Source organism: Paenibacillus sp. L3-i20, from assembly GCF_022180385.2.
Lineage (GTDB): Bacteria > Bacillota > Bacilli > Paenibacillales > Paenibacillaceae > Pristimantibacillus.
Genome location: NZ_BQME02000002.1, coordinates 939,050 through 965,693, shown reverse-complemented (window position 1 = coordinate 965,693; position 26,644 = coordinate 939,050). Strand labels below are relative to the sequence as shown.

At 39.6% G+C, this 26,644-nt stretch carries 22 protein-coding genes and 3 pseudogenes; 18 read left to right on the top strand and 7 right to left on the bottom strand.

All coding sequences use genetic code 11. The features are described from left to right. Positions 1–8 precede the first annotated feature (8 nt). The 9 genes from MFF31_RS17765 (at position 9) to MFF31_RS17725 (ending at position 9,751) form a co-directional block, all read left to right on the top strand. Positions 9–668: a degT/DnrJ/EryC1/StrS aminotransferase gene (locus MFF31_RS17765; RefSeq protein WP_238189656.1), complete on the top strand. Its 660-nt coding sequence runs from the start codon at positions 9–11 to the stop codon at positions 666–668. After that, on the top strand, positions 668–1,990 hold the full coding sequence (locus MFF31_RS17760) for a DegT/DnrJ/EryC1/StrS aminotransferase family protein (RefSeq protein ID WP_238189655.1): 1,323 nt from the start codon (positions 668–670) through the stop codon (positions 1,988–1,990). Before MFF31_RS17765 ends, MFF31_RS17760 begins: the two co-directional genes overlap by 1 nt. Further along, positions 1,987–3,036 (top strand): N-acetyl-gamma-glutamyl-phosphate reductase, encoded by a 1,050-nt coding sequence (gene argC / locus MFF31_RS17755; protein WP_238189654.1) that lies wholly within the window; start codon positions 1,987–1,989, stop codon positions 3,034–3,036. The genes MFF31_RS17760 and argC overlap by 4 nt, the downstream gene beginning before the upstream one ends. Then, positions 3,036–4,883, top strand: coding sequence for a M20/M25/M40 family metallo-hydrolase (locus MFF31_RS17750; RefSeq protein WP_238189653.1), 1,848 nt, complete (start codon positions 3,036–3,038; stop codon positions 4,881–4,883). Before argC ends, MFF31_RS17750 begins: the two co-directional genes overlap by 1 nt. Then, positions 4,884–5,693: a 1-deoxy-D-xylulose-5-phosphate synthase N-terminal domain-containing protein gene (locus tag MFF31_RS17745; protein WP_238189652.1), complete on the top strand. Its 810-nt coding sequence runs from the start codon at positions 4,884–4,886 to the stop codon at positions 5,691–5,693. Further along, on the top strand, positions 5,690–6,628 hold the full coding sequence (locus MFF31_RS17740; RefSeq protein ID WP_238189651.1) for a transketolase family protein: 939 nt from the start codon (positions 5,690–5,692) through the stop codon (positions 6,626–6,628). The genes MFF31_RS17745 and MFF31_RS17740 overlap by 4 nt, the downstream gene beginning before the upstream one ends. Then, positions 6,618–7,832, top strand: coding sequence for an MFS transporter (locus MFF31_RS17735; RefSeq protein ID WP_238189650.1), 1,215 nt, complete (start codon positions 6,618–6,620; stop codon positions 7,830–7,832). The genes MFF31_RS17740 and MFF31_RS17735 overlap by 11 nt, the downstream gene beginning before the upstream one ends. 77 nt (positions 7,833–7,909) lie before the next feature. After that, entirely contained in the window at positions 7,910–9,166 is a 1,257-nt protein-coding gene (locus MFF31_RS17730; RefSeq protein ID WP_238189649.1) for an ATP-grasp domain-containing protein, read from the top strand. A 42-nt stretch (positions 9,167–9,208) separates the two neighbouring features. Then, the gene (locus MFF31_RS17725; protein WP_238189647.1) at positions 9,209–9,751 is read left to right on the top strand and encodes a flavodoxin family protein; all 543 of its coding nucleotides are present in this window, start codon (positions 9,209–9,211) and stop codon (positions 9,749–9,751) included. A 264-nt stretch (positions 9,752–10,015) separates the two neighbouring features. On the opposite strand, the gene MFF31_RS17720 is transcribed toward MFF31_RS17725, so the two are convergent. Beyond that, entirely contained in the window at positions 10,016–10,420 is a 405-nt protein-coding gene (locus MFF31_RS17720; protein WP_238189645.1) for a DUF4830 domain-containing protein, read from the bottom strand. Positions 10,421–10,489: 69 nt separating this feature from the next. Continuing rightward, a pseudogene (locus MFF31_RS17715) lies at positions 10,490–10,621 on the bottom strand (IS1595 family transposase); the annotation flags it as partial. 333 nt (positions 10,622–10,954) lie between these two features. On the opposite strand from MFF31_RS17715, the pseudogene MFF31_RS17710 reads away from it, so the two are divergent. The 4 genes and pseudogenes from MFF31_RS17710 to MFF31_RS17695 form a co-directional block, all read left to right on the top strand. Continuing rightward, positions 10,955–11,395 (top strand): annotated as a pseudogene (locus MFF31_RS17710) (radical SAM protein); the annotation flags it as partial. Positions 11,396–11,447: 52 nt separating this feature from the next. Then, positions 11,448–12,689, top strand: a complete 1,242-nt coding sequence (locus tag MFF31_RS17705; RefSeq protein ID WP_375541365.1) for an MFS transporter — start codon at positions 11,448–11,450, stop codon at positions 12,687–12,689. Between the two features lie 14 nt (positions 12,690–12,703). After that, complete coding sequence (locus MFF31_RS17700; RefSeq protein ID WP_238189641.1) at positions 12,704–13,963, top strand: ATP-grasp domain-containing protein; 1,260 nt, start codon at positions 12,704–12,706, stop codon at positions 13,961–13,963. Between the two features lie 932 nt (positions 13,964–14,895). Next, positions 14,896–15,033 (top strand): annotated as a pseudogene (locus MFF31_RS17695) (ATP-binding cassette domain-containing protein); the annotation flags it as partial. Positions 15,034–15,179: 146 nt separating this feature from the next. Here MFF31_RS17695 and MFF31_RS17690 read toward each other — a convergent pair. Then, positions 15,180–15,572 carry a MerR family transcriptional regulator gene (locus tag MFF31_RS17690; RefSeq protein ID WP_238189639.1) on the bottom strand — a complete coding sequence of 131 codons (393 nt, stop codon included), beginning with the start codon at positions 15,570–15,572 and terminating at the stop codon, positions 15,180–15,182. 268 nt (positions 15,573–15,840) lie between these two features. Here MFF31_RS17690 and MFF31_RS17685 point away from each other — a divergent pair, with 268 nt between their 5' ends. After that, the gene (locus tag MFF31_RS17685; RefSeq protein WP_238189638.1) at positions 15,841–16,521 is read left to right on the top strand and encodes a type 1 glutamine amidotransferase domain-containing protein; all 681 of its coding nucleotides are present in this window, start codon (positions 15,841–15,843) and stop codon (positions 16,519–16,521) included. A gap of 263 nt (positions 16,522–16,784) precedes the next feature. Here MFF31_RS17685 and MFF31_RS17680 read toward each other — a convergent pair whose 3' ends face one another. Both MFF31_RS17680 and MFF31_RS17675 read right to left on the bottom strand, forming a co-directional pair. Then, positions 16,785–17,309 carry a hypothetical protein gene (locus tag MFF31_RS17680; RefSeq protein WP_238189637.1) on the bottom strand — a complete coding sequence of 175 codons (525 nt, stop codon included), beginning with the start codon at positions 17,307–17,309 and terminating at the stop codon, positions 16,785–16,787. Between the two features lie 420 nt (positions 17,310–17,729). Further along, positions 17,730–18,665 (bottom strand): tyrosine-type recombinase/integrase, encoded by a 936-nt coding sequence (locus MFF31_RS17675; RefSeq protein ID WP_248565521.1) that lies wholly within the window; start codon positions 18,663–18,665, stop codon positions 17,730–17,732. Positions 18,666–18,850: 185 nt separating this feature from the next. Between MFF31_RS17675 and MFF31_RS17670 the strand changes: the two genes are divergently transcribed. Beyond that, positions 18,851–20,005 (top strand): benzoate/H(+) symporter BenE family transporter, encoded by a 1,155-nt coding sequence (locus MFF31_RS17670; RefSeq protein WP_248565520.1) that lies wholly within the window; start codon positions 18,851–18,853, stop codon positions 20,003–20,005. 61 nt (positions 20,006–20,066) lie between these two features. Here MFF31_RS17670 and pdxR read toward each other — a convergent pair whose 3' ends face one another. After that, complete coding sequence (gene pdxR, locus MFF31_RS17665) at positions 20,067–21,512, bottom strand: MocR-like pyridoxine biosynthesis transcription factor PdxR (protein ID WP_238189634.1); 1,446 nt, start codon at positions 21,510–21,512, stop codon at positions 20,067–20,069. Between the two features lie 542 nt (positions 21,513–22,054). On the opposite strand from pdxR, the gene solA reads away from it, so the two are divergent. The 3 genes from solA (at position 22,055) to MFF31_RS17650 (ending at position 25,038) form a co-directional block, all read left to right on the top strand. After that, positions 22,055–23,188: an N-methyl-L-tryptophan oxidase gene (gene solA, locus MFF31_RS17660; protein ID WP_238189633.1), complete on the top strand. Its 1,134-nt coding sequence runs from the start codon at positions 22,055–22,057 to the stop codon at positions 23,186–23,188. A 142-nt stretch (positions 23,189–23,330) separates the two neighbouring features. Further along, entirely contained in the window at positions 23,331–23,936 is a 606-nt protein-coding gene (locus MFF31_RS17655) for a pentapeptide repeat-containing protein (RefSeq protein ID WP_238189632.1), read from the top strand. A 31-nt stretch (positions 23,937–23,967) separates the two neighbouring features. Next, positions 23,968–25,038: a DUF1835 domain-containing protein gene (locus MFF31_RS17650; RefSeq protein WP_238189631.1), complete on the top strand. Its 1,071-nt coding sequence runs from the start codon at positions 23,968–23,970 to the stop codon at positions 25,036–25,038. Positions 25,039–25,165: 127 nt separating this feature from the next. Here MFF31_RS17650 and MFF31_RS17645 read toward each other — a convergent pair whose 3' ends face one another. Next, complete coding sequence (locus MFF31_RS17645) at positions 25,166–26,515, bottom strand: lytic polysaccharide monooxygenase (protein ID WP_238189630.1); 1,350 nt, start codon at positions 26,513–26,515, stop codon at positions 25,166–25,168. Positions 26,516–26,644 lie beyond the last annotated feature (129 nt).

Genomic DNA, 26,644 nt, shown 5'->3' with positions numbered 1-26,644 from the left:
ATAAAGAAATGGGTGACACATTAACAATACCTAAAGCAGCAATTCAGAAGGAAAACTACTTTTCACTATCGTTTGTATTGTCGAGAGTTCTAAATTCAGGTGTCATCATGAGTATTGAAAAAAACGATCATGAGTTAAAAGGACTGGAAAAAAGTATTGCCAAACTTACAAAAACAAAATACGTATCCTTGTTCAATAGTTATACAGGTGCAATTCATGGTGCATTATGGGGACAAGATATTGGATACGACTCCACTACACGACTTGAGCATCCTACCGATCAACAGAAGAAATTTCTCCAATGGTTAGGTGTATCGCTCGTAGCAGATCCGCAAGTTGAACAAGCTTTTGTTACGATTGCTATCGATGGGGAGAATCTTAACCGAATTGATCAGCTTATTGCTAGTGCAACGGGTCTTGCACCTGTAATTGTGTTGGATTTCACTAGTTTAGGATTTGGTCCAGTTGCTGCAATTGCCGCCAATGATGAAACAATATGGAAAAGGGCTGAGCGGTTAAAAATATTCGGTGCCTTCGATCTACAAACAATGTGGACACAAGAAGAAAGTGAATTTGAGCTGCAGCCAGCAGCTCAGTTCAATTATCGATTGAGCCCGCTTGTTGCAGCATGTGTGAAGATCGCTCTCTTAAGGAGGAATTCAGCCTAATGAAAACGGACTTTATTCGTAAGCCGCTTCATTTGCCGTCAGAAGATTGGATACAGGATCAACTAGCTTTTCAAGGCGGACCTTCGGTTATACCTGAAGATGTGAGGAAAACAAACTTTCCAATTATAACGAAAGAAGACGTTATTCAGATGTTCGTCTCCATTCAGCAAAATGGCGAAGACGTTGTAGAGGAGTTTAAAGAAGCTTATCGCAATTATGTCGGCGCTAATTATGCGATAGCTACAGCAAGCGGAACATCTAGCCTTCATCTTGCTTTAGTTGGCGTTGGCGTGCAGCCGGGGGATGAAGTCATCGTTCCTGCCTTTACGTTTATTGCAACAGCTCAAGCTGTAGTTGCGGCAAAAGCTATTCCGATATTTGTAGATATCGATCCCATCACATATTGCCTTGATCCAGCTAAAGCTGAACTAGCGATTACGAGTAAAACAAAAGCAATTATGCCTGTCCATGTACATGGATTGCCAGCAGATTTGTCCGCGTTAAGACAGCTAACAGACAAGTATTCGCTCCGCCTAGTAGAAGATGCTTCTCATGCTCATTCCGCTTCTATTCATGGCAAGTTAGCAGGTTCGATAGGTGATGGCGCAGGTCAAAGCTTGATGGCTGACAAAAACTTCCCTGTTGGTGGGGAAGGCGGCATTGCCTTCTTCAAAGAGAAGGAAGATTATAATCGTGCATTGGCATTCCTTGATTCATCTGGTATCGACTACAGCATGTCATGGATCGCTGCTGCCTTCGGCCTGAGTCAATTGGATCGTTTGCCGTATTATGATGCGATTCGCGCTCGCAATGCTGCGTATTTAACAAACGCGCTGTCAGAAACCAAATTGTTCAGTGGACCATATGTGCCTGAAGGCTACAAGCATAGCTACAATATGTATCGTGTGAAGCTGCATCCTGAGCGGCATGGACTACAGGATTTGGAGGACTTCCGAATAAAAGATGCTGTCCAGCAGCTTATTAACTCGGAAGGAGTGTATGCGCGCGAGTGGCAAAATGTGCCGATTCCTGGTCATCTTCCATTCCAAAACCGCAAAGGGTTCGGCAAAGGATATCCTTTCACTTTATCCGATCGTACAGATTTTGGTTACGACGTTGCCTTATTCCCTGAAACGCTAAAAATGCTCCGCAACAGTTTAACGATATGCAGAGAACTTAGAACACCTATCGAATTCGAGAGAATTCAAGCTTATGCTTTAGCATTTAAAAAGATCGATGCGAACCCGCATATTATTCGTGAACTCGTAGAACGAGGCGGTGATTTAAAAGCACCCTATGAAAGAGATGCTAGATTAGGATGAGCGGAGGCGACAATCTGAGACGAGTAGCCATATTAGGCGGTAGCGGGTTCACTGGCGCTGAATTGTATCGGTTGCTTAGCAGGCATTCCCATTTTGAAGTTGATTTTGTTTCATCTGAATCAAAAGCGGGTTTACCAGTAGATAAATACTACATCGGTTCCATTCACAAAAAAAAACCAAGCTCTTTAAAGTTTAGCAAAATAGCGTCATTAGAAGGACATTACGATGCGATCTTCTCATGTTTGCCTACTGGCGCTTTGCCTAAAATTATCGGGCAAGTTGCTACGCATACAGACTATATTTTCAATGTTAGCGGAGATTATCGCATTTCTGATCCTGATCTATTGCAGCAACATTATCCTGAGACGCTAAATAACCCATTCGAAGAAGGATGGCACTACTTCATCCCTGAGTTCAGCAGCATCAACCGCTCGGTGAAGGTCGTTAACCTGCCTGGATGTATGGCTGTGGCGACACTTTATACGCTATATCCTCTAGTAGCGCACCAGTTAATTGAGGATCGTGTCATTACAGATGCGAAAACAGGTTCAAGCGGCGGCGGGAAGTCGACGACGGAACATCATGCTGAACGAGCCAACAACTTTAGAGCGTTTAAAGTTCATGGTCATCGTCATAAGCCGGAGGTCGAACATGCGCTGAACTATCATTTGGATCGTACAGTGGATCTGCAATTTTCAGTTTATAGTCTCGATCTTCCCCGCGGCATAATGGCAACTTCCTATTCATTGTTAAAAGAGGGTGTAACCGCAGTCGATGTGAAAAAAGCGTTCTATAGCACTTATTCCTCCAAGCCGTTTTTACATTATTTTAATTCAGGAAATGTCTCACCTATGATCAAAACAGTTGTTGGGACAAACGTTGCAGAGGTTGGCGCTTATGTGGATGGACGGAATTGTGTATCTATTGCAACAATCGATAATTTGATCAAAGGAGCGGCAGGGCAAGCGCTGCAAGCTGCTAATCTCTATTTCGACTTCCCGGAAGAGACGGCATTGTTATTTGATAGGGAAGGAGCATGGCCTTAATGAGCAGCGGCAGTTTGTATGTGATCAAGCTCGGCAGCAGTACGATAGTTAACCACCCTAACATTTTTGAAGAGATCAATCGTATCGTGAAACGTGGGAATCAGCTGTTGCTTGTTGCAGGCGGAGCGGAAGCGATTAAGAGAAAATATGAAGCCATCGAACGCCCTATGCCATTTCTCACATTGCCGTCAGGCGATGAAGTGCGCTACTGCTCACCTGAGGAAATGCCTATAATACGAGCGGCTTATCATGAAAATATTGTTTCTATCGTAAGAGAACAACTCAATGGATTTGGTCTATCACTCTTCGCTCAGCTTGGTGGCGATCAAGGGATTGTCTACGGACAAAAGGCGAAGCCGATAAAAGCAGTCAAGGATGGGAAAACAGTGATCGTCCGCGACTCGTTGTTCGGTCAATTCGTTGGCAGTCATATCTCATTTCTAAAAGCTGCATTAGCTGAATTCGATGTTGTTTGTTTGACACCACCAATATGGGAACCCGAGCTTGCCAACTATATTAACATTGATGCGGATGTATTAGCAGCTCATCTTGCTGTTGACCTAGAAGCCCATCATTTGCGATTTGTAACAGGGACAGCAGGGTTGTTGACAGACATCGATGATGCGTCATCTACCATTCCTGATGTCTACACAACCGATGAGTTGCCATCAGTTAAAGGAAGGATGAAACAGAAGGTGCGTGCTGCACAGCTCGCTATTCAGCAAGGCATTTGCGATGTTGCAATAACTGGTCCACACACAATTGAAAATGGCGGCAAAACATGGTTTTGGAACATAGGGCACAATCTTGGCGCATTCGATTTGCTCAATAAAGTTGTGCGTATCCCTTCGGTTTCACAAGATGAGCATGAACTGGCGCATTATTTAGTTAATACCATTATTGATCCATCTGTATCTGGTCATGTAGACGAAGTCGGCAACGTTGTTTTCCGAAAAGGTAGTGGACCAAACACGCTGCTGCTCTTAGGACATATCGATACCGTTCCGCATGTGTGGCAAGTAGGTACAGACGCAAATGGTTTAACTGGCAGAGGAGTTGTAGATGCAAAAGGCTGCTTTGTAAATTTCGTTCATATGCTGCAAGATGTTGATGTGCCAGAGCAAGGAACGTTACTTGTCATTGGAGCTGTTGAAGAAGAAATATCAACGTCCAAAGGCGCTTTTTATATCCGAGATCATTACAAGGCAGATGCAGTCATTATCGGTGAACCAAGCGGAGAGGACAGCTTAACACTTGGTTATTATGGATTGTTTAAGTTGCAGATTACAATTCATCGTGCTCAGGAACATACAGCGGCCAAAGACAGCATAAGTGCCATTGACGAACTGTATAACGTGGTATCAGATATACGTACACGAGTGCGCGATGTCGATCCTCAGTCGCTGTCTTCACTTATCGATATTTCACATCGTAATGAGCAGGGCTACTTGACCGCCATAGGCATATTAAACTTTAGAATCTCACCGCAAGCAGGCAATGATTATAAAGATAAAATTGACCTCACTTTTGGCGAGGGGATATCGATTGAGGTATTACGGTCGACGCCGGGTTATGCTAATTCTCGTTCTGATACACTGGTCAAAGCATTTGTACGCGGTTTCGCAAGCCAAGGAAAATCAATCCATTATCTCAAAAAACGTGGAACAAGCGATATGAACACACTGGCAACAACATGGTCTAACGTTCCAATGGTTGCTTATGGACCAGGGGATGCAAGCTTAGACCATACGAATGATGAATATTTGCACAATGAAGAGGTGCAATCCGCAAGAACAATATTGAAAGAGGCTGTAACCGAGTGGTTTCAGCTCCGAACGGAGGTTTAAATGGAGCAAACCCTTCCTGCTCAAATCGAGCACAACGAAGAAATTTCCTTTCTCATCGAAAGGGCTAAAGAAGCGAGAAAATTGATCATCGATATGGCAGCAGCACCTACCGGCTGTCATATCGGCGGAAGTTTGTCAGCGATTGATTTGCTTATCGGAGCCTATGCAAAATATAGCAATGACCCCAGCTCGTTAATCATTCTTAGCAAGGGGCACGCCGCTGCCGGCCTGTATGCTGCACTTCATGTGTACGGCATTATAGTGGAGAATCCTGCTGACAGTTATGGCGCAAATGGCTCCTTGTTCACAGGGCATCCAAATCATAAGCTTCCGGGCATTCCTTTTGCAACGGGAAGTTTAGGACATGGCATTCCATATGCCGCAGGCTGGGCATTAGCACAGAAGTTAAAAGGAACTGGCGGAGTATCGATCGTAATTGGCGGAGATGGTGAATTACAGGAAGGACTTTGCTGGGAAACCGCTCAAATTGTTCAAGCACAATCCATTACTAATTTCGTCTATATCATCGATTGCAATGGCGGGCAAAATGATGGCTACGTTCAAGACATTTCGCCAATCCGCAATTTGCGGCAACGATTTGAATCATTTGGATTTGTTGTTCGAGAAATTGATGGACATCATTTCGAAGAGATTATTGACGCCATCGTTCCAGCTACTGAAGCTCCAGTAGCTATTCTTGCGAACACGATCAAAGGGAAAGGTGTAGCTGCCATTGAAGGTCATCCGGGAGCACATTATGTAAAAATTCCTACGAAGGTCGCTACGAAATGGAAGGTGAGTCTCGTATGACAACAAAGTCAGGAAGAGATTCCTATAAGGATGAACTAGCTAAGCTTGCTTCGGACAATGAACAAATTATATGTATCGAGGCAGATTTAGGCGGCAAAGATCATCCATTTCAGTTGCAGCATCCCGATCGTTTTTTCAACTTGGGGATTGCTGAACTTGCTGGCATTGATGTCGCTGCGGGGTTGGCGGAAGCCGGATATGTCCCGTTTTTTTCTACCTTTGCTTCCTTTGCGGCACTGCGAGCTGCCGAAAGCATTAAACTTACGATGGGCTACATGGGCAAAAATGTGAAGGTCGTTGCCGCATATGGCGGTGTATCCGGCGGCTGGTTCGGCACAACTCATCATGCGCTTGAAGATATCGCTGTCGTGCAATCTTTTCAAAATATTAGAATCGCATGTCCACACGGTGAAGAGGAAACTAGGAAAGTTATTCAAGAAGCTGCGATTTCGGATGAGCCTTACTATATTAGACTATCTAGAAACGATGCTTTTGAAAGCTTGTTCCGTCAGGATGATACTCCTTGTAGTGACATTATTGTAGATGGAAATAAGCGAGCAGATTCTTTTCGGTTATGTGTTATTTCCGTTGGCGAGCAGGCGACGGAGTTATGCAAGCAGATCATTCAATGGGACGATTCTATTGTCCATGTACATGTTGTTTATGTCGATACCGCTAGTTTGAAATCGTATGTTGAGCAACTACGGACGTTAACAGACCGCTTTCTAGTTGTAGAGGAGCATCGTGCTACAGGTGGCACAGCATCCTATTTGGCACTTTTGTTGCCAGATAAGCAGGTTTATGCTCATCATTGCGGCGAGCATTGGCCGATCTATGGCGGTACGCATAAGGATGTGCTGTCCTATCTAGGATTTGGACTTGAACCATTGCAGCAACAAATAAGAGATATTGTAGGTGGTACGGATGTTTTTTAGCGTACTGAAGCCAAGAGGATTTCGGAATTATTTTATCTCGGATATCGTTTCCGGCTTTGGAGTCGGGATGAGTACCATTGGAGCCAACTGGTATTTGATGGATCAGACAGGCTCGATAACCGCAGTTGGACTGATGCTTTCATTAAATGTAATAGCCGGTTTCCTAATATCCGCATTTGCAGGGACGATTATCGATAAATGGAACAGAAAAACGATCATTTTGTGGGCACATTGGACACGTGCTATAGCATTGCTCCTTATTATGGGTGGCTTCTTATTAACGGGCTTTAAGGTCGAATATTTGTATACATTCGCCATCATCAACGGAATGGGATGGACATTGTACATGTCGGCTTCACGAAGTTTAGTGCAAGAAATTTTACCGGAGAAGGATCTTATCCATGGCAACTCATTGATAGAGATCAGCTTGCAAGTTGGGATGTTTATGGCTGGAGCCTTGTCAGGCATCCTGTATAAATATGTGGGGTTCGAGATCATTTTGCTTCTTAATGCACTTGCCTTTATTGCTGGCAGCTTCTTCTTGAGTCGAATTGATCATACACCTCTGCCTGTTGAAAACAGCGAAGAATCATTCGTCGAAACGTTCAAAAATGGGATACGTTATTTGGCGGAAAGGCCTTACTTATTTCTGTTGGGTGTCGTGTCTATCATTCCGCTCGTTTCCACAATGGTTTTTAACGTTGTACTTCCTGGTTATGTTAGTGACACGGTTAAAGGAGATTCCGTTGTATTCGGGTTATCCGATATGTTCTATGGCATAGGCGGACTGTTATCAGGATTTATTGCAGCACCGTTAGCGAGGAAGTTTTCACACAATGGAACGATATTATTGTTTTTCATAGTAGCTGTTCTGAATTTGCTAGCAGTGGCGTTTAACTCTCTTATACTCATTTTGTATTTCGGCAGTGTGCTGATCGGACTAACTAACTCATCGTTACGGATTTTAATGACAACAACACTTATGGAAACTGTCTCAAAATCATACATGGGGCGAGCGACTTCGGTATGGATGGCCATCTCGTTGCTTCTTCAAACCGTTTCCGCAACTGGGCTAGGCATCGTCATCGATCGATATTCTCCAGGAGTAGGTTTCATTTGTATGAGTGGGCTCATGTTTATTGGTTTAGCATTGTTCATCGCAATGAGCAGCAAAGCACCGCAGAAAGCAACAGTTGAAGCTTAATGATATTTATAAAAACAAGGCGCAGCCCAGTAGTAGATGATACTTCTACTGATACTGCGCCTAAAGGAGGATTAAAAATGTCATCGATCAAAATAGTAGCTTTTGTTGAACCAAGTTTTTATGGGGTTAGTTTCGCTAGAGTTGCTTATGAACAGGGGCATAAAGTAATATCCATCGTCTCATCAGTGGATAATCCTCAAAAATACGGCTACGAGGGAATCTATCACGACTTAATCGTAGCCGATATTCGAGATGAAGAGTCGATATACCAAGCTATACTTCAGTCACCTTATGCGAACAAATTGGATGCGCTTATTCCTGCGACGGATTATGCGTCGCATCTAACGGCCAAAGTAGCGGAGCGACTTGGACTTAGAGGAGTGCCTTACGAGGCTGCGCTGCGATCAAGAAACAAAGATTTAGCGCGGCAAGCCTATGCGGAGCACAATGTTCCAAGCGCAAAGTTCAAGAAGGTGAAAACGTTTGAAGAAGCACTGGCAGCAGCTGATGAAATTAGTTATCCAGTCGTATTAAAACCAACCAATGCAGCAAGCAGCCAAAATGTTTATTTTATAAACAATGCAACTGAACTGCATAAAGCGATCAATATCATCGTAGAGTTCAAAGTATCTTATATGGATTTCACAATACGCGATGAATATCTCATTGAGGAGTATTTAGAGGGCCCAGAATTCAGCATCGAGTTATTTGTGAGAGAAGGGGAGGCGATTTTTTCAACAGTTACAGAAAAGATTACTTCGCCATTGCCTTATTTCGTGGAAATTGCTCATACGTTGCCTTCACCTACCTACCAGGATCAAGAGAAGGAAATCGTTCATACTGCACTTGAAGCACTAAAGGCAATTGGACTTACGAATGGCCCAAGTCATGTGGAAGTGAAACTTACAAAATCGGGAGCTCGCATCATAGAGATCAATGGAAGACCGGGCGGCGACAATATTTCATCGGATTTATTAGTGCAAGCTTTTGGCATAGATATATTTGAAGCGACCGTTAACTACTATTTGGACACACCAATTGATATTGAAAAAAAATATCATCGAGGAGCAGCGATTGTATATGTAACGGCTGACCGTGATGGAGTTTTTGAAGAGATTGAAGGACTTGAAACATTGAATCAGCATGAAAAAATAGTTCGTTCACACTTCTCCGTAAAGCGTGGCGATACAGTTACGATACCTAAAAGCTCGGATGACCGGTTAGGGTACATCATAACAGTCGGCGATACGCCTCTTGAAGCCAAACAACTAGCTTTTAAGCTTGTAGATGGTTTAACAGTGAAATACAAAAAGCAACAAATTGAAATTGGTTAAACACAATTTGCATTTTTTAGACAGAGGAGTTGTTCATCTCAAATGGGAATAGCAGTAATCTATGGAAGCTCACGCAGAAATGGTAACTCAGAGCAATTAGCAGATCGATTAGTAGAAGGGTTAGAAACCGATCGGATTTACTTATCCGACTATAACATTGAGCCGCATAAGGATTATCGCCATTCTGAAAAGGAGCCTTATCCGGATGATGACTATCATCGTGTAATTGAACGTGTACTAGCGCAAGATATTCTTGTTTTCACAACTCCGATCTATTGGTATGGTGCATCAGGGCTAACGAAGACGTTCATTGATCGCTGGTCACAGTCACTTAGAGAAAATAAGCCGGTTTTTCTAGAGAAACTGTCAACAAAAACAGCTTGGGTTATCGGCGTTGGGGATGATGAACCACACTTAAAAGGGATTCCACTTGTTCAGCAATTTCAATATATTTTTGAGTATACGGGAACGAAGTTTGCAGGATATATTCTTGGTAAAGCAAATAAACCCGGTGATATTTTGCTGGATACAGTGGCATTGGCTACAGTCGAGGAAATAAGGAAACAGTGGCGCTTAGAACGATAGAAATCGGAAAGAACCCTTCGGCAGTTGGGTTCTTTTTTGTCGTTAAATTGGTCAGAGAGAATTCACATTGTTATAAATATTAACCTTCATTGAGGTGACAACACGACTGAAACTTATATTTTGATACATAACTATAATTATGTTAACTAATTATCGATTGCTCAATAATTAATATAAGCTGTACCTCCAGCATAACCACGTTAAGCAATTTTGGATAAGAAAAGAGCCGGATTTTATCTCGTTAGCGTAATAAAGGAGAACACGTTATTTAATTATTATTCCTTCGTTGATTAACTTTTCTTTATCCTTCAAAGAGAAATCTCCAGGCTCCCAAGTCTCTAAATGACCGTTTCCTCCAATAATATCTTCATTAACTAGATAAATGGAAGCATATATTTTCTTTCCTGTTTTTTGTTTTTCCTTAAGCAAGTAGGTTGTAATATAAATTTCATTATACGGCTTCAAATCAACACCTGCGTTTGTTGCAGGTAGAAAGTTTTTTGTATCTTGTGTTCTTTCGCTAATTTTTTCCTCAATATGCCAACCAAACGACTTAAGGTATTCAATATGTTTAACATTATTCTGCTCAGTTGTTTCTTTACTGCAACCAATCAGGAACACAATACTAAAGAGTGCATATAAAACAATAATTTTCTTAATCGAAATCAACCCCCATCATTTTCCATTTAAACATGAAACGGAAAGAGCCACATGAAGGTTGCAGTGTTTCAACTATTTGTCCAAGTAACGAAACCATGTCAGGTAATTCAGCAAATACTTTGTTGCAACACCATTATAGCGATGCATTCATTTCTTTAAGCGAGCATGCTAGCTATTTACTTTTTGGATATGATATACACCTTTATCCCGTTGATGTGTTCGCAACCTAAAGAGCATCTAGTCAGCATTAAATCCTCTCGAAACTCTCCTTTACGTAGATTATTTTCTTCGTAGACGCAAATTTTAATAAATGGTTTTTCTTGTTCTATAGATTGCACTTTTTCGATTTTGTAATCTTGCTCTTATATTCCCAAATCCGTACAAATGATGAATATTGGGTTTATACTAGTTTTCATTGGAGGTGATTTCATGCGAAAACAAAATAAATCATGTAGAACTACCAATTATTTGAATAATGCAAGAGGAGTGACAAGGTGAATACAGAGTTGTTATATAAATATCCTAAAAAGCTAATGAATAAAGCTTGTTCGCAGGGACATGAAGTTGCTGCAACAGCTGGGAACCAAAGTTAGGGTAAGCATGACAGTAGAGACCGATAGGGAAGATATTCGCAAGCATTTTTCGCCCTACGCTCCCCCAATTTCAGCAAGACTTAAAACAATCCAACTGCTAGCTGAATTCGGTATTCCAACACAGATTGCCATCGCACCCGTATTACCAAGTAGCGAGCGATTTACAGAAACATTGCGACCCTTGGTTACCCGAGTATGTATTGACGATTATTTTATGGGGGACGGCAGCGGTGGTAAACGAACACACAAGATGGGCTTACAAGCGTTGTATAGAAACCTGAAAATGGAAGACTGGTATCATCCCTCTGCCTATCAAATGGTTTATACACGAATGCAACAGTATTTTTCGGAAGATGAGCTCTTTATTAGCCAGAAGGGTTTCAAACCCTAGCTTTATATCGCAAACTTGGAAATTTATAAATATAAATTAATGGAGCTGTATGATGAAAAATAAAAATATTAATTTTTATAAGCTTTGGCTAGGACAGTCTATAAGTTTGTTAGGTACCCAGTTTACAGTAGTAGCTTTGCCACTTTTTGCATTAGAAGTACTACAAACAAGTGAGGCGAGTGCTGCCTTACTTCGTGGGATTGTATTCATACCCTACCTCATTTTTGGATTACTAGCCGGTGCTTTGATAGACATCCTTCATAGAAAAAAGGTTTTACTAATTAGTAGCATATGTCAATGCACTTTATTATTAGTAATATTCATATTGGCTGTAACAAATAATATAACGTTCCCTTCGTTGATATTTCTCATGTTTTTAAATGGCTTTTTCACAACGTTTTACAACATTGCAATTCCTTCTTTTTTACCAGAAATAGTAAAAGATAAAGACAACTTAAAAAAAGGTAATGCTGGGCTAGCCCTTTCGGAGTCTCTTGCTATGGTAATTGGTCCTATGCTAGCAGGAATCGTTATTATTCTAGTTGGATTAACAGGCTCATTCGCTGTTAACGCAGTAACTTATTTCGTTTGTTTTGTGTGTATATTATTTATTTCAAGGTTTAAACCGCATACAGAGGGGTCTTTAAAAAATGTAAATATAAAATCCATATATAAAAACATATATGAAGGTCTGAACTATTTTAAAAGGCATCCTGTATTGGAGCCGATTGTAAGTTGCGGCGCTGTTTACGGTTTTTTTAAATACATACTATATAGCATTTTAGTCATATTCCTTTATAAGGTAATGGGTCTATCTGAACTTGAAATAGGCTTTGTTGTAGGTTCGGCAGCGGTTGGATTTTTAATAGGAAATTCGATTCTTATAAAAAAGAGTAAACAAATTAATCATACAAAAATGCTTATTTATAGCGCTACTGTATCCGTTATGGGTCTGTCCTTTATACCCATAATGGGATATTTGGGAACCGTTTACGGTATTGTGGCTGTAAGTATCATACATGGAATGGGAGAAGGTGTATTTGCCCCTTACGCCGCAACCATACGACAACTTGTCACACCAAGTCACATGTTGGGCAGAGTAAACGCTGTACAGCGTACCCTTAATTGGGGAGCTTGGGCATTAGGAAGTTTTGCTAGTGCATTTTTAGTTTCTATATTTGGACTTCAAACTACGTTATTTATAGGAGGCTTCGGAACAACATTGTGTTTAATCGTTTTGTTAAGGCGAGGCATATTAAAAGGAAGCAACATTGAATATACGAGTTCAATTTAGAGGAGATGATTAGGATGTATAAGGTATTAAAAGGAACTGACATAGAACATACACCACACGTTTTATTTATAGGAGGATGGACAAAACCTTTACAAGATGCTTTAGATCGGGGATATACTGTATCTTATATAGGGTTTTTCGCGAAACACATTTATTTCGATGGAACTATATTAGAGGAGTGTTTCTATAAAAAAGAAATAGACACCACAAACATACCCGTGTGTGTATACTATGCTGAACAATTGTACAAAGAGAAACCGTTTGATGTGGTTGTATCTTTCAACGAAGTAGCCTTAGATACGGCTAGCATAATTGCAAAGATTTTTAATGTTAAAGGAGTTTCTTACAACGCTAATATGATTACCCGCAATAAAGACATGATGCGTGAAATTGTAGCAGGCAAAGACTTTTCGATAGATTCGATCGTTTGCAAAAATAGTAAAGACATTGATGATTTCTTGAACAAAAAAGATAGTATTATAATAAAACCCCCGATTGGCGCAGGTGGGAAAGGAGTATCTAAGTTAGACAGGGGAGATGACGTAGAAGCATTTATTAAAAACAACAGAATTCAACTACCTATTTTGGTAGAAGAGTATGTTGAAGGTGACGTCGTTTATACGGTCGAAGCTGTTTCTTATAACAAAAACCATTCAATACTAGCTATATCAGCTGAAATAGTTAAAGAAGATACGTTTATAATAAACCATACGATTATGCCGGCTCCTTTAGATGAATCTCAACAAAAATTAATCATTGAGAAAGTTATGTTATTTTTGGATGACATGCAATTGGAAGAAGGCATTACACATACAGAGATAAAGCTAAACAAACAAAATAAGCCAATAATTATTGAGTCTCAAGTAAGGATAGGAGGAGGTAACATATGGAAAATGGTAGAACTAACAACCGGTATATCTCAATTTGGATACTTTTATGATGCGTTAGCTACTGGGACTATCGATGAATTCAGATGTGTACCTTCAAAATGTCATGCTATGTCTCTAAGCTTGATTCCAAAACCAGGTTGCTTAAAAGAAATCAAGTATAAAGGCTTAGCTGACATATCCGAAGTCGTATTAATTGATCTATTAGTAAAAGAGGGCGACACAATACCAATTATCGTAGACGGTACTGGGCGCAAAGGATACATATTATTTACGGCTAATGATATAAATCATATGTACGAAGTTGCAGATAAAATATGTGATAATATAACGTTTGTTTATGAGGATTTGACAGAATGGAAACCTTCTTTTAGAAAAATTATTTAAAGGAATGTGGTACATGACTGGTCTATGCCAAGAAAAAGGACATATTTTGGTATAAAGTCAACTTAATAACCCATAAGCGATTAATGCAGCCAACCTTTATTGATGTGACAAACACGGCTGAGATTTCGAATTATTAAACATAACTTTAATTATGTAAACTTAATTTTTGATTGCCCTATAATTAATAGAAGAGATGTTGTGAAATAGGTAAATGAATGATGCGAATTGCTTAATAATGTTCACTTTATGTAGATAGTCTTCAGCTCATTCAAAAATTTCATTCGTAAGTGCCAGAAAAATATGTCGATATACTCATGAGTTTTGAGTTATAATACACTAAATTACATATAAGGAGCTACTATGAAAAACCTACGTATTCTTTCAATTCTATTTTTTATAATGGGCTCATCAATAATAATTAGAAGTATTGTGCTTGAGCTTGGATTTTCTAATTCACTATTGGCAATTCCATTTGGTTATTTAGGCTTCTTATTCGCATATAGGGCTAAGAGTAACATTTTATGTGCTCTAAATCTATTCATAATAGTCGGTTATTTTACAATTCTGATAGCTTTTATATAAACGTTTGCCTATTCGTATAAAACATTTTAATTCATAACGTAATTATAATTATGTTAACAAGAATCGATTGTCTGTTAAATTACACTGTGTTCATTCAAAAACTTCCTTAAACGATTTTGGAAAAGTGACCCTAAGCGGGTCATTTTGTTTTTTTAATGGGTTTTCTGTTTCAGTCATACTGAAAGAATTGTAAGCAAAAACTTTCTGAATTGCGCCTTCGAAAAATTGGAATTATATTTCAGAGTGCAAACTTAATTCCATACTTGAAAGTACACGAACAATTGATGTTAGTAGCCCATTTATCTGGAATAGAAAAGACTAAAACGACCAACTGAGCAGCAGAATTATTCAATAAGATGGGATTATCTCATCGACTACACGCATATCCAGATAAGCTTTCAGGTGGGGAGAGGCAGCGAGTCCCAATCGCTAGGGCACTAATGAATGGTCCAGCTGTCCTTTTCGCAGATGAACCAACTGCAAGTTAAGATGCGTCACGAGGGTTAGATGAGTAAAATCGCTAAGCAAATAAAAGATCAGCCTCCAAATTCACGTTAAGCGTGTTTTGGAGGCTTTTTAATTTGAGTCATGAAAAGCCTAGTATCTCCTTCAAGACTAATGTTAACTTTCATTATTAAAACTTCATTCTTTCTATCCTTCTCTCAATGGCATCATAATATTTTATTTTCCGTTCTAACCGTTTTAAATGTTTTTGCTTCTCCGCAATTTCTAATTCTACGTTCTTCTTGTGATCTTGAATTAGTTCTTTTCTTTCTTGAACAGTATCATTGCCTTCCCTAAATAAACGAACGTATCTTTTAATGTTGGCGATAGACATATCTGTCGAACGAAGCGCTCTAATAAACTGAATCCAATCCAAATCTGTTTCATTATATAGTCTTATTCCATTTTTATCTCTTTGAATTAAAGGTAACAAACCTTCTTTTTCATAATAACGGAGCTTGGATGAGGGAATATCTGTTAAAGCGGATACTTCATTAATAGAATAAAGCTTTATTTTAACCAACTCCTAAAATTTAACTATTATTTACACTTGCGTTAAAGTGTACTTTAACGTATAGAATGAAATTGTTCAAGTTTATCGACAAATAAATTTTAAGGAGAGAAAGATTGCATATTAATAAATATTGCTAAATCGGTATAGAATTAGCGCAAGGTAATTGAAATAAGAGTTATGATCGAGGGAGAATGCGTAGTTTACAAAGAATAAATTAACCCTCTTAATAAAATAATTTTAGTTGGAACATCATATTAAAATAATGGAGGAATTCAAAATGGCTAAAGTATTAGCAGTATTATCAAGTGGATTTAAAGATGTAGAAAACAATTATGAAACTGGTTGGTGGGGTGAAGAATTATTTGCACCGATGGAGCAATTGGAGAAGGCGGGTCATCAAGTAGATGTAGCTTCACCTTTAGGTGGTAAATCTGAAATCGACAAAAATAGTATTAGTAAAGAGTTTGACCCTGAAGGTAAATATAAAGAATTGTATGAATCGGGAAGAGTGGATAATACAAAAATTCTTTCTGAAGTGAATCCAAACGAATACGAAGCAATTTTGGTCGTTGGTGGTCATGGTGCTATGTACGACCTAGCTAAAAATGAAGAACTTCATACTATTATTAATACTATTTATGACAATGGGGACATTGTTGCTGCCGTTTGTCATGGACCTGCTCCTTTAATTTGGACAAAACGCCCTGATGGTAAAAGTATCATTGCTGGTTTGAAAGTAACAGGCTTTCCAGAGGCTCACGAACCAGCAGGACTTTCTGACATTTTACCATTTAGTCTAGAAGGTGAAATGAAAATGATAGCAGAGTATACGTTAGAAGAAAAAGTGGTATGGGGCAATGATCAATTAGTAACTGGACGCGATCCATTTTCATCTGAAGCATTGGGTGAGGAATTGGTAAAAGCGCTTGAAAAAAGAAATCAATTAGAAAAAGCATAAACTAAAGTCGAAAGAATGTTTTGATGAATATTATTATCAAAGCTAAGAAGTGAAACAAGAATACGAAAACCCCCAATTTCTCAATAATAGTATTGAGAAATTGAGGGTTTTAATATGTCATTTTCTTAACGTTGTAAAACCGTATTTTTTGTTGATAACCCTATGAGGATTTCCCTTATTATAATGAACAAGTAATTATAGTTATGAAAACTAATTGAATATAGGTTACTTTATTAAAAATACGTAATCTATATTATATAAAGTTAGTCAGAGAGAGAAGCGTATAAGACGTTGTCTTCACTGTCAAATATAACAACCTCCGAAGAACTCATATGTCCATCGATTTTTTCCACGTATGGAATAATTGCACCTTTTCCAATCATCTTTTTTCGAACTTTAATTCCATCTTCGAATGTTACTTCTACTGAGGAAGCGGACTTTAATATAACTTCATCATTTATTAAAACTGTAACAAAAGGGTATGAAGTGGCTGATCCCGATAAAAGAACAGGGAACGTATTCTGAGAATCCCCAATCGCTATTAATTTTTGATCCTGAATAACACCTTCATCATCTTTATAAAGCAAATGATATCCAGTTGCCATTTCGTCAATAAATAGAATAACCGCTATTTCACCTATCATTTCAACAGCAACTTCATTTATGGCTTGTTCAACTATATAATTATTAACTTCTTGTTTTGTTAAAGGAAGTGGCCGAGTGCTCGAACAACCAATTGTGATAATCGCTAGCACTAGAATAATTGTCATCGTATGAATTGTTCTCATTGTTTAACCTCCGCTTTCTTAATTAGTACTATCGAATCTTTACTCTATTATATAAGTACCGCTCATTCCATGGAGGTCTCTTTCATAGTGGTGGCTAGTCAATTCACAAGTAACTTTTCAGATAGCGACAGCAGATCGTGGATAAGAGTTTGCTTGTTATGCCGCTTTGGAGGTGACCCACAAGATCTAACGAATGTTGTCTTGATAAGCTCTAGAAAATTGAATAAGAAGAGTCGCAATGAAAGAACATAATAATGTTTATGTAAACTTATATATTAGATTGAAAGCAGAATCTTGAACAATTCACTATATAGATTACGTAATTATTATTATGTAAACATAATTTGTTGATTTTTATAATTTACCAATCACTCTTTCCTTCCATTTGAATAATTCCCACAAAAAAAGGTTAAAAAAATGCTATTGCACTTTTTTAACCTTTTCGAAAGAGGGCAGTGCTGGCCGTACCTTACTCATTGCTCGTTGCTTCGTCTCATCTAATACATGCGTATAAATCTGCGTCGTAGATATGTCTTCATGACCAAGCAACTCCTGAACAGCCCTTAAATCAACGCCATTACGCAGCAAGTCCGTTGCAAATGAATGGCGCAATTTATGCGACGATAACTGAATCCCCTTGAGCTGAGGATTCTCCTTAATAAGCGTCTCAAACGTTTTCTCCGTTATATTCTGAACCATTCGTTTACTGATACGACGGCCAAATTGTGAGACGAATAGGGCATGTTCATCCTTTTTATTACGTGGTTCAATCCGCTCAGCTTGATAAACAGCCAACAACTCAATAATTTCGGAGGGAAGAGGGATGTAGCGCCATTTATCACCTTTTCCACGAACCCCGATTGTAGACCCACTCACATCCATGACGTTTAATTTCACAATTTCACTGACACGTAGCCCAGCATACGCCATAAGTGCAACGATAGTAACATCACGAATCTGATATTTTCCAGTTACAAGTTGTGTACAGGAGTCTAGTAAATCCTTTTCCAAATACGTTGGTTTTTTATTTTTGTCTACTTTTGCCTTTTCGATATCCATAGCAGGGTTGGAGGTAGCAACATTAAATTTAATCATTACTTTATAAAACAACCGGATTGCCGATTGACATCTATTCCGATATCGAGCGCCCGCTCCTGATTCACGCACTTTCGTTAAATGACTCATTACATCCAAATTCGTTACCTCAGTAATTTCTTTCCCATAAAGATTATTCAAAAAATGTTTAAGATCGTGAAGATAGGCATTTTGGGTATCCTTGGAATATTCCCTGTCTTTCATATAAATTGTAAACAATTGTTTCTCTTTTTCGTATTGATCTTGCACATTAGTCACCATCTCACGTCCATTTCTGCGCTTACAATTGAAGTTGCATTAAATATAGATTTAATGCAATTATATCATAGTTTTGGATGGCATTCATTCTTTAAAATTGGATGGTTAAATCACTGTGAAATTGCTATAACATTATGGGAATAATAACGTTAATGACACGGGTTGATTTCGCCCCTGAAAGGACAGCAATGGGTATAAAAAACATAACAGCAGGGATGATGTCAGCCTTACTAGCCTGTACAGGCGGAGCAATATTAGTTGTACAAGCAGCAGAAATGGCCGGGTTACCCCGAGCCGAACTTATTTCATGGTTTGCAGCGGTTTATATTATTGGGGGAGCACTTAATTTATTTTTGGCACTTCGATATAAAATGCCATTCGCTGGAGCCCACTCCATAACTGCAGTAGCTTTTATAGGAACGATTGCTGCAAACTTCACTTTTTCCGAATTAGCCGGTGGCTTCGTAATGTCTGGAGTTATTATACTGATAGCGGGGTATACCGGATTATTTGCCAAAGCATTGAATTGGGTGCCAAAGTCGATAATAGATGCACTACTGACAGGATTACTTGTTCCTTATGTACTTAACATCGCTCCGTCAATTGCCCACATGCCAATTTCGGGACTTATGGCGTTAGCAGGGTTTTTCTTAGTACCAAAGATAACTAAGATTTTGCCACCTGCAATGTGGGCTCTCATTCTTGGTCTATCTGGATTGTTTATAGAATACGACTTTCCACAAATGGTAAGCTCGGCGGTTATGTTACCCGTTCCAGTCCTACCTGATTTTTCATTATCAGCACTTTTTTCGATCGCAATCCCGCTTTCACTACTTGTCATGAGCAATGATTTGGCTGTTGGACTTGCTGCACTAAAAAGTAATGAATATGATCCTCCGGTGAACCAGACAATGATAGCTTCTGGTGTAGCAAATGTGATTGTAGGATTTTTTGGGGGTCATGCAGCGAACGTCGGAGGAATGATGAGCGCACTTTGCAGCAGTAAAGATGCAGGTCTCAAAGAAAAACGGTATTGGGCTGCAATTGTTTCAAGCGTCTTCGTTATTTGTTTTGGATTGTTAGCATGGAAGGTCATTGCCCTCATTCAAATGATGCCTTCACATTTTGTAGCCTTAATAACAGGATTTTCTTTGCTCGGTATTTTTATTAACAGCGCTAAATCTACTTTTTCTCTGAAAAGCTGGAACGTACCTGCTATATTGACCTTTGCCGTTGCCGTAATGAATATAGAATTGCTTGGTATATCTGCTCCGGTCTGGGCATTGCTCATTGGTGTTGCTGCTAACAACTTTCGAGGTAAGAAGAGACAATTGAAGGAATAGAACAAAAATAAGGACACCCTATTACGTAGAAATACGTTAAAGGGTGTCCTTTTTGCATAAATTATAACGATAGGTTTACTATCTCCCGCAGTGCCTTAGCGAACTTATCAATACCTGGGCCAATCTCATTTACTTTTGGTCTTGCAAACGTAAATCGAACGAACCCAGAATCCGAACCATACACACTGCCTGGTACAAATATGGCACCTTGTTTAATAGCTGATTCAAACAACTTATTATCATTAACTTCAGGAATAAGCTTGCACCACAAATGTAGCCCACCATCGGGGACATTAAACTGTACCAAACCGGGTAGTTCTTTCTGCAACGCTTCGATCATGATGTCTCGTCTAAAACGTAAATTCATTCTTAATCGCTCTAAGTGAGGTTCAAATCGTTCTGACTCCAAAAACAAAGCCGCTACTTGTTGGGGAATAACACTTAATCCAAAATCCATCTGTTGCCTCGCATCTGTCAATCTTTCTACGATAGTATGAGGTGCTACCATCCATCCGATACGAAGTCCGGAAGCAGCGATTTTGGAAAATGAACCAACGTAAAGAGTTGAACCCATGCGGTCCATCGATTTGAATGGGAGGGGTGCTATTCCATCATAAGATGTTAAGCTGAACGGATCATCCTCTACAATAGGAAGTCCTAATTCGCTTGTTATATCTAGCAATTGGCTACGACGTTGGTCATCAAGCACAGTTCCTGTCGGGTTATGATAGGTTGGATTCAAAAATACCATCTTTATTCGGTGCTTCTTATACAACGTACGAATATCTTCCGGATTTATTCCATGCTTATCAACAGCAAGTCGGAATAATCTCAGACCAGCAGATTGGAACATTGGTAATGAATAACAATAGGAAGGATCTTCAATTGCGACTGCATCACCCGGCGACAAAAGACATTTTGTAATTAAAAACATCGATTGCTGTGAGCCAGAAGTAATAAGGATCGATGATTCGGACGTCCGAATACCTCTATATTTCTCTAGATAGGTCACTAGCGCTTCTCTAAGCGGTTTATATCCTTGCGGATTATCATATCCCAAATATCCTGAAAATTGATTTTCTTGCATCAGTGCCGTAATCTCTTGAGAGGGCGATAGCTCAGCAGAAAGCTCACCACTCGCAAAATCAATTAATTCCTCCTGGACGCTAAGCATTTCTCGTATTTTTCGCAGAAAAGGGACATTAGGAAGGAAGCTCCCGCTGTCTGCATAACTTCCCCAATCGGGTGGTTGCTTTGGATTTGCTCCCCACTTCGTTAAGCTGACGCTTGTCCCGCTACCGGTTCGACTATCGATCATTCCTGTAGATCTGAGTTCAGCATAAGCTTGAACAATTGTACTTCGGTTAACGCCTAGTTGCTCGGCTAATTTTCTCTCTGCAGGTAGCATACTGCCTGGAGGATATTCACCCTGAGATATTTTTAGTTGCAAATGTTCTGAGATTTGTTCATATATAGGCGTCTTGGAAAGACGGTCCGGTTTCCACATCGTTTCAACTCCCCAAACTCAAAAGCTTATAAGCATTTACTCCTATCATAACATTGATTAAGCACTGAATGTGTCAAGACTGTGCGAATTGGATGGGAAGAAGAGCAAATTAGCAAATGGATGGTCATATATTAAGTGAAATTGGATGGTTCCCACTTAAGTAAAGTTGTTTAACATAAAGACAAGGAAAACAATATCGTAACAATTAAAGGAGTGATGATCTAATGGTTTATATGATCATTTTGTCAATAACGATGGTCGGCGGAGGTATTCTGGTGAAAATCGGAATTGACCATATGGCTAAGTATGATAATAACTAAAATCAAAGCCAATGCTTATTTTCATGTTTATTGAAATAACTACTCCAAGGGAAGCTGAGTATGATCAGCTTCTTTTTTTGCGTGAAAAACAGCATTGACTAAACTATTGACATTAAAGCAGCTCGCAATTAAGCTATGGACTAATTAGTAAATTTTACTATTTTTTTTGCGTAGACATATTAATATGCTCTACGAATCGCTTAAGCTTAGGAGGGTGTATGGATGAATTATGACATTATTATTGCAGGCGCAGGTTCGATGGGAATGAGCGCAGGATATTACTTAGCGAAACAAGGTGTAAAAACGCTGCTAATTGATGCTTTCGATCCGCCACACTCATCAGGAAGCCATCATGGAGATACACGTCTTATGCGGCATGTTTATGCTGGAAATCACACCTATACGAAAATGGCCATTCGAGCTGACCAGTTGTGGAGAGATCTAGAGGAAGTAAGTGGTACTCCTTTGCTTATTCGTTCAGGTGTACTTAATATGGGGGCAACTGGTTCCCAAGTCCTTAAAGAAAAGCTCGATCATGCGAATAGTCATCATATACGAGTCGAAATTTTGAATGCAAACGAAATTCAGCGTCGATGGAACGGAATACATGTCCCTGATCATTATGCTGGATTATACGAACCGGAGGCAGGCTTTTTGTTTAGTGAAAAGGTTGTCCAAACATATCGAGATCAAGCATTGCTCCACGGTGCTTCTTTACTTACGAATACAACTATTACAAACATTGAGTCAGATAACAACCATGTAACTGTAACTACGAATCAAGGATCATTCAGAGCTGCAAAACTCATAATGAGTATGGGAGCTTGGTTCGATACTGCATCACATTTCATTAAGCTTCCTATTAGACCGCTCCGCAAAGCAGTAGCGTGGTTTGAAGCGGAAGAATCCTTATTTGACTACAAACAGTTCCCTGGATTCACAATTGGAGATGGTGAAAAAGGCTTTTACGGTTTTCCTAGCTTTAATGGCTCAGGTGTCAAAATCGGCAGACACGATGCGGGACAACTCTGGAGTCCTGATCATCGATTTGAGCCATACGGACATTACCCCGCTGACGAACTTGATCTTCGAGCAGCTTTGGAATCATTTTTCCCACGGGCAGCAGGCAAGGTTCTTAAAGGAGCCGTGTGTAAATACGAAATGACACCAGACGAAGATTTTATCATCGACCGCCATCCGCTCCATTCCAATATAGTAATTGCCGGCGGCTTCTCTGGACATGGATTTAAGTTTGCTAGCGTCGTAGGCGAGATATTGACGGACCTCATTATAAAAGGGAAATCAGAGCATGATACTACTCCATTTGCAATTTCTCGATTTGCAGATTCTTATTGATTAAGCTGCTGTACAGTGTGAGAGTTGTAAATTAAAAATATTACCCTTGACATTTAGTTATCGTTAAACGGTGCTTGACTCCTATATGCTATATTAAAATGATAATACTATAAGAAAAAAAGAAGGATAGTGGAGGCAACTTATGTTTCAGCACAGCAATCAAAATTATTCGGAAATTGACTTTGGCACTCAAGATTTAAGATTCGGTGAACTAGTGAGATGCACATTTAATCGTTGTACATTTTCTCACGGTTCATTAGAGGAAATATCGTCCAAAGAGTGTCGCTTTATTGAATGTGATTTTCGTGGGGCATTGTTAAATGGCTCTATTCATAAGGAATCAGCGTTTGAGAATTGCAACTTTAACGGAGCTAATCTTTTTGTTTCAAAATTTGAATCCTGCAAAATGACAGGGTCGGATTTCACTTCTTCGTCGATGGATGGAATCACAATTATACAAGGAGACTGGTCGTATACGAATTTGAGAAATACACGATTAGTGAAGCAGGATTTACGAGGAATTAAGTTTTTTGAAGCAGATTTGTCTGGAGCTAATTTAGAAAAGGCTGATTTGCGAGATTCTGATCTGACCAGGGCCATACTTTCAAAAGCCAAGCTGCAAGGAGCTGATATAAGAGGGGCCAAAATGGAAGGGGTCGATTTCAAAACGTTCACTATTACAGGTCTGAGGATGGATAAAGAGCAATCTGTATTGTTTTCACTTTCTCATGGGGCTAAAGTGAATTGATAACGGTTGTTATGAAGAAGGAGAGACGTAATTGAAAGACATACTAGCAATCAAAAAGGCTGTCGATGGTTTAAGTAACGAGGAAATGAAGTCATATTTGAGTTTTGTTTTATCCGGTATTACGCAATTGAAGGAGCTTGATGAACCGCAACAAAAGCAAGTTACCGATTTGATTGAGCTTTACGACGAATTGATGGGAATTCAAGAAAAAAGAGCATTTTGGACCCCAGTACCCGACTGTACGCACGTACACATTGTTATCGGTCATTCTTTTGCAGGTAGTATGAAGCAAGCGCTAAAGCAATTGGATTGGGCGCATTATCATAAAGTAATTATATTTGAAGAAAATTATTCGATTGGCCCCCTAATTGATGTGGACTTACCAAAGGGTAGAAAGGCCCGTAGCGACTGGTTTCGCAATAATATTGTAGATGCTTTTACAGCGTATACTGAAATAGAAGAAGAGTACATTGAGCTTGTGAAAAAGATTGCGAGCATTCCCGAAGGGGCAAAAGTAATTATATGGGCCAGCAGTAACGTATGCGAGCAGGCAGGTATGCGTCATGCATTAAACCTACTTCGTAACAAGCGTAATAAAATTGCCATATACGATGCTTGTAATATTTGCGAAAAGCTGAGTAACGGATCGAATGCCAAAGTTGACTATTTACATTCGGGTGAAATCTCTTCTACTAACCTTCAGGAAGCACTTCTTCGAATGGACGACAGCTCTGAGCTGGGTAGCGCCGACATTACGCAATTGGTGCAACAATGGCAATCAATCACTAAACAAAAAGAAATGTTGCGAATATGGAAGGAAGGCGCAGTAATTGGGGTGTCAGCTGATTATTATGACCAATATTTACTGGAGAAGTTAGACCATCTTAAGACTCCAGCTGGTGAAAATGGATTCTTAAGAGCAACCCGATTAATCGGTGAGGCTATTGCTTATTGCGACCAGTATATTGGTGATTCTTATTTTGAGTACCGACTTAGAGAGCTGATTTATGATGGTGTTCTTGAAATTAGTGGACTTCCTGCAGCAATGAGATTTTACAGCATAAGACGTAAATTGCCTAGGAATAATGATTTCATCAAATGAACGTCTGAATTGAAAAAATACGATATAGAGAAAAAGACGACTACCCCATTATTTTCAGGGATGAGAGTCGTCTTTTTTTGTATTCTCGTTTATTATTATTTACTTAAAGATTTCTAGCACTTAAAGATTATGGTATAACTTTCCAAACAGTAGCAGTTGAAGTGCCTGGTGTTTCGTTAAGCGTCCACCATTTTGCTTCATAGTTGACGTTGTTGTGTGTAACTTTATTTCCTGCTACATAAGTGGTTGTTGCGCTCCAAGCAGGATAACCGACAGGTGCTGCAGGTGTTGTCACGTTAAGGACATTGCTTGCTGCTGATACATTGCCTGCATGATCAAGTGCCTTTACTGTGAAGGAGTACGCAGTATTTGCCGTTAAATTCGTAACCGTATATTGTAAAGAAGTTGCTGGTACTGTTGCAACATACGTACTGCCACGGAATATTTGATACTCCTTGACCCCTACGTTATCAGTTGATGCATTCCACATTAGAGGTACAGATGTCGAGGTTGCTGTGCCCATAACATGGAGGCTGGAAGGTGCAGAAGGCGGTAAAGTATCTGGTCCAGTTACTGGAAGAGTAGTGAATGTAACAGTATTGCTCGCATTTGAAACATTACCTGCTGCATCGAACGCTTTAACCGTAAGGTTGTACGTTGTGTTAGCCGTTAGATTAGTAAGATTAGCTGAAGTTGCACCGTTTGTTGTTGCGATTTGGTTAGTGCCATTAAAGACTCGGTATCCAGAAACACCTACGTTATCGGTAGAAGCACCCCAAGAGATAGTGGCCGTTGTCGTGCCGATATTGGATGATGCAGCACTTGATGGAGTTGAAGGAGCGACAGTATCTGAGTTATTACCACCGCTAAAATTAACATCAATGACATTGTAGAACGCATTATTTGTATCGTAGATTTCCCATACTGCTAAAATTACTTGGTATCCTGTTCGGCTGGGAATATTGCAAGTGTCGGAATAAGATCCGCCAGGCTGAGCCCCGCCGGAGGATACACTACAAAACGGAGTTAGATCGAAGGAAGCACGAGATAGTGGAGCATTAGGGTCCCAGTTCTGCTTTGTCATATAGTATTTCCAACTAGTCGTTGCGTGAGGAACTTTAATAGACCAGTTGAAGGTGTATGATCCAGCGCTTATGTTCACTTTTGACCAACGAGTAGATGTTTGTTGATCAAGCTGTGTGAACCAAGTGTTAGCACTTGCAATTTTCCCATCTGGAGGACCGGCTGCTGGGAAGCCTTTTGGTCCTTCTAAGCTGTACGGCTCATATATGATTTGACCACAATTCTGATTTTGCCCACTGGCACATAATGCCGCTCGGCTATTCGTAACGTTTCCATGGGCGGAAGCTTTTTTAACGAACACTGTACTTGAAATACCGAACACAAGTGAAAACATGATGCTAAATACAATGAATAGCTTAAACTGCTTTGAAGAAGACAAACGTAAAGTAGACATTAATAATCCCTCCATCGTCATTTTTTTGCAATCAGTTGTTTCAAACCCGTAAATCGAACTGACATACCGATTCAAGCAAAACGATGCAAATGTAATGAATATTAGGCGAAGATAACCACCACCCTTCAA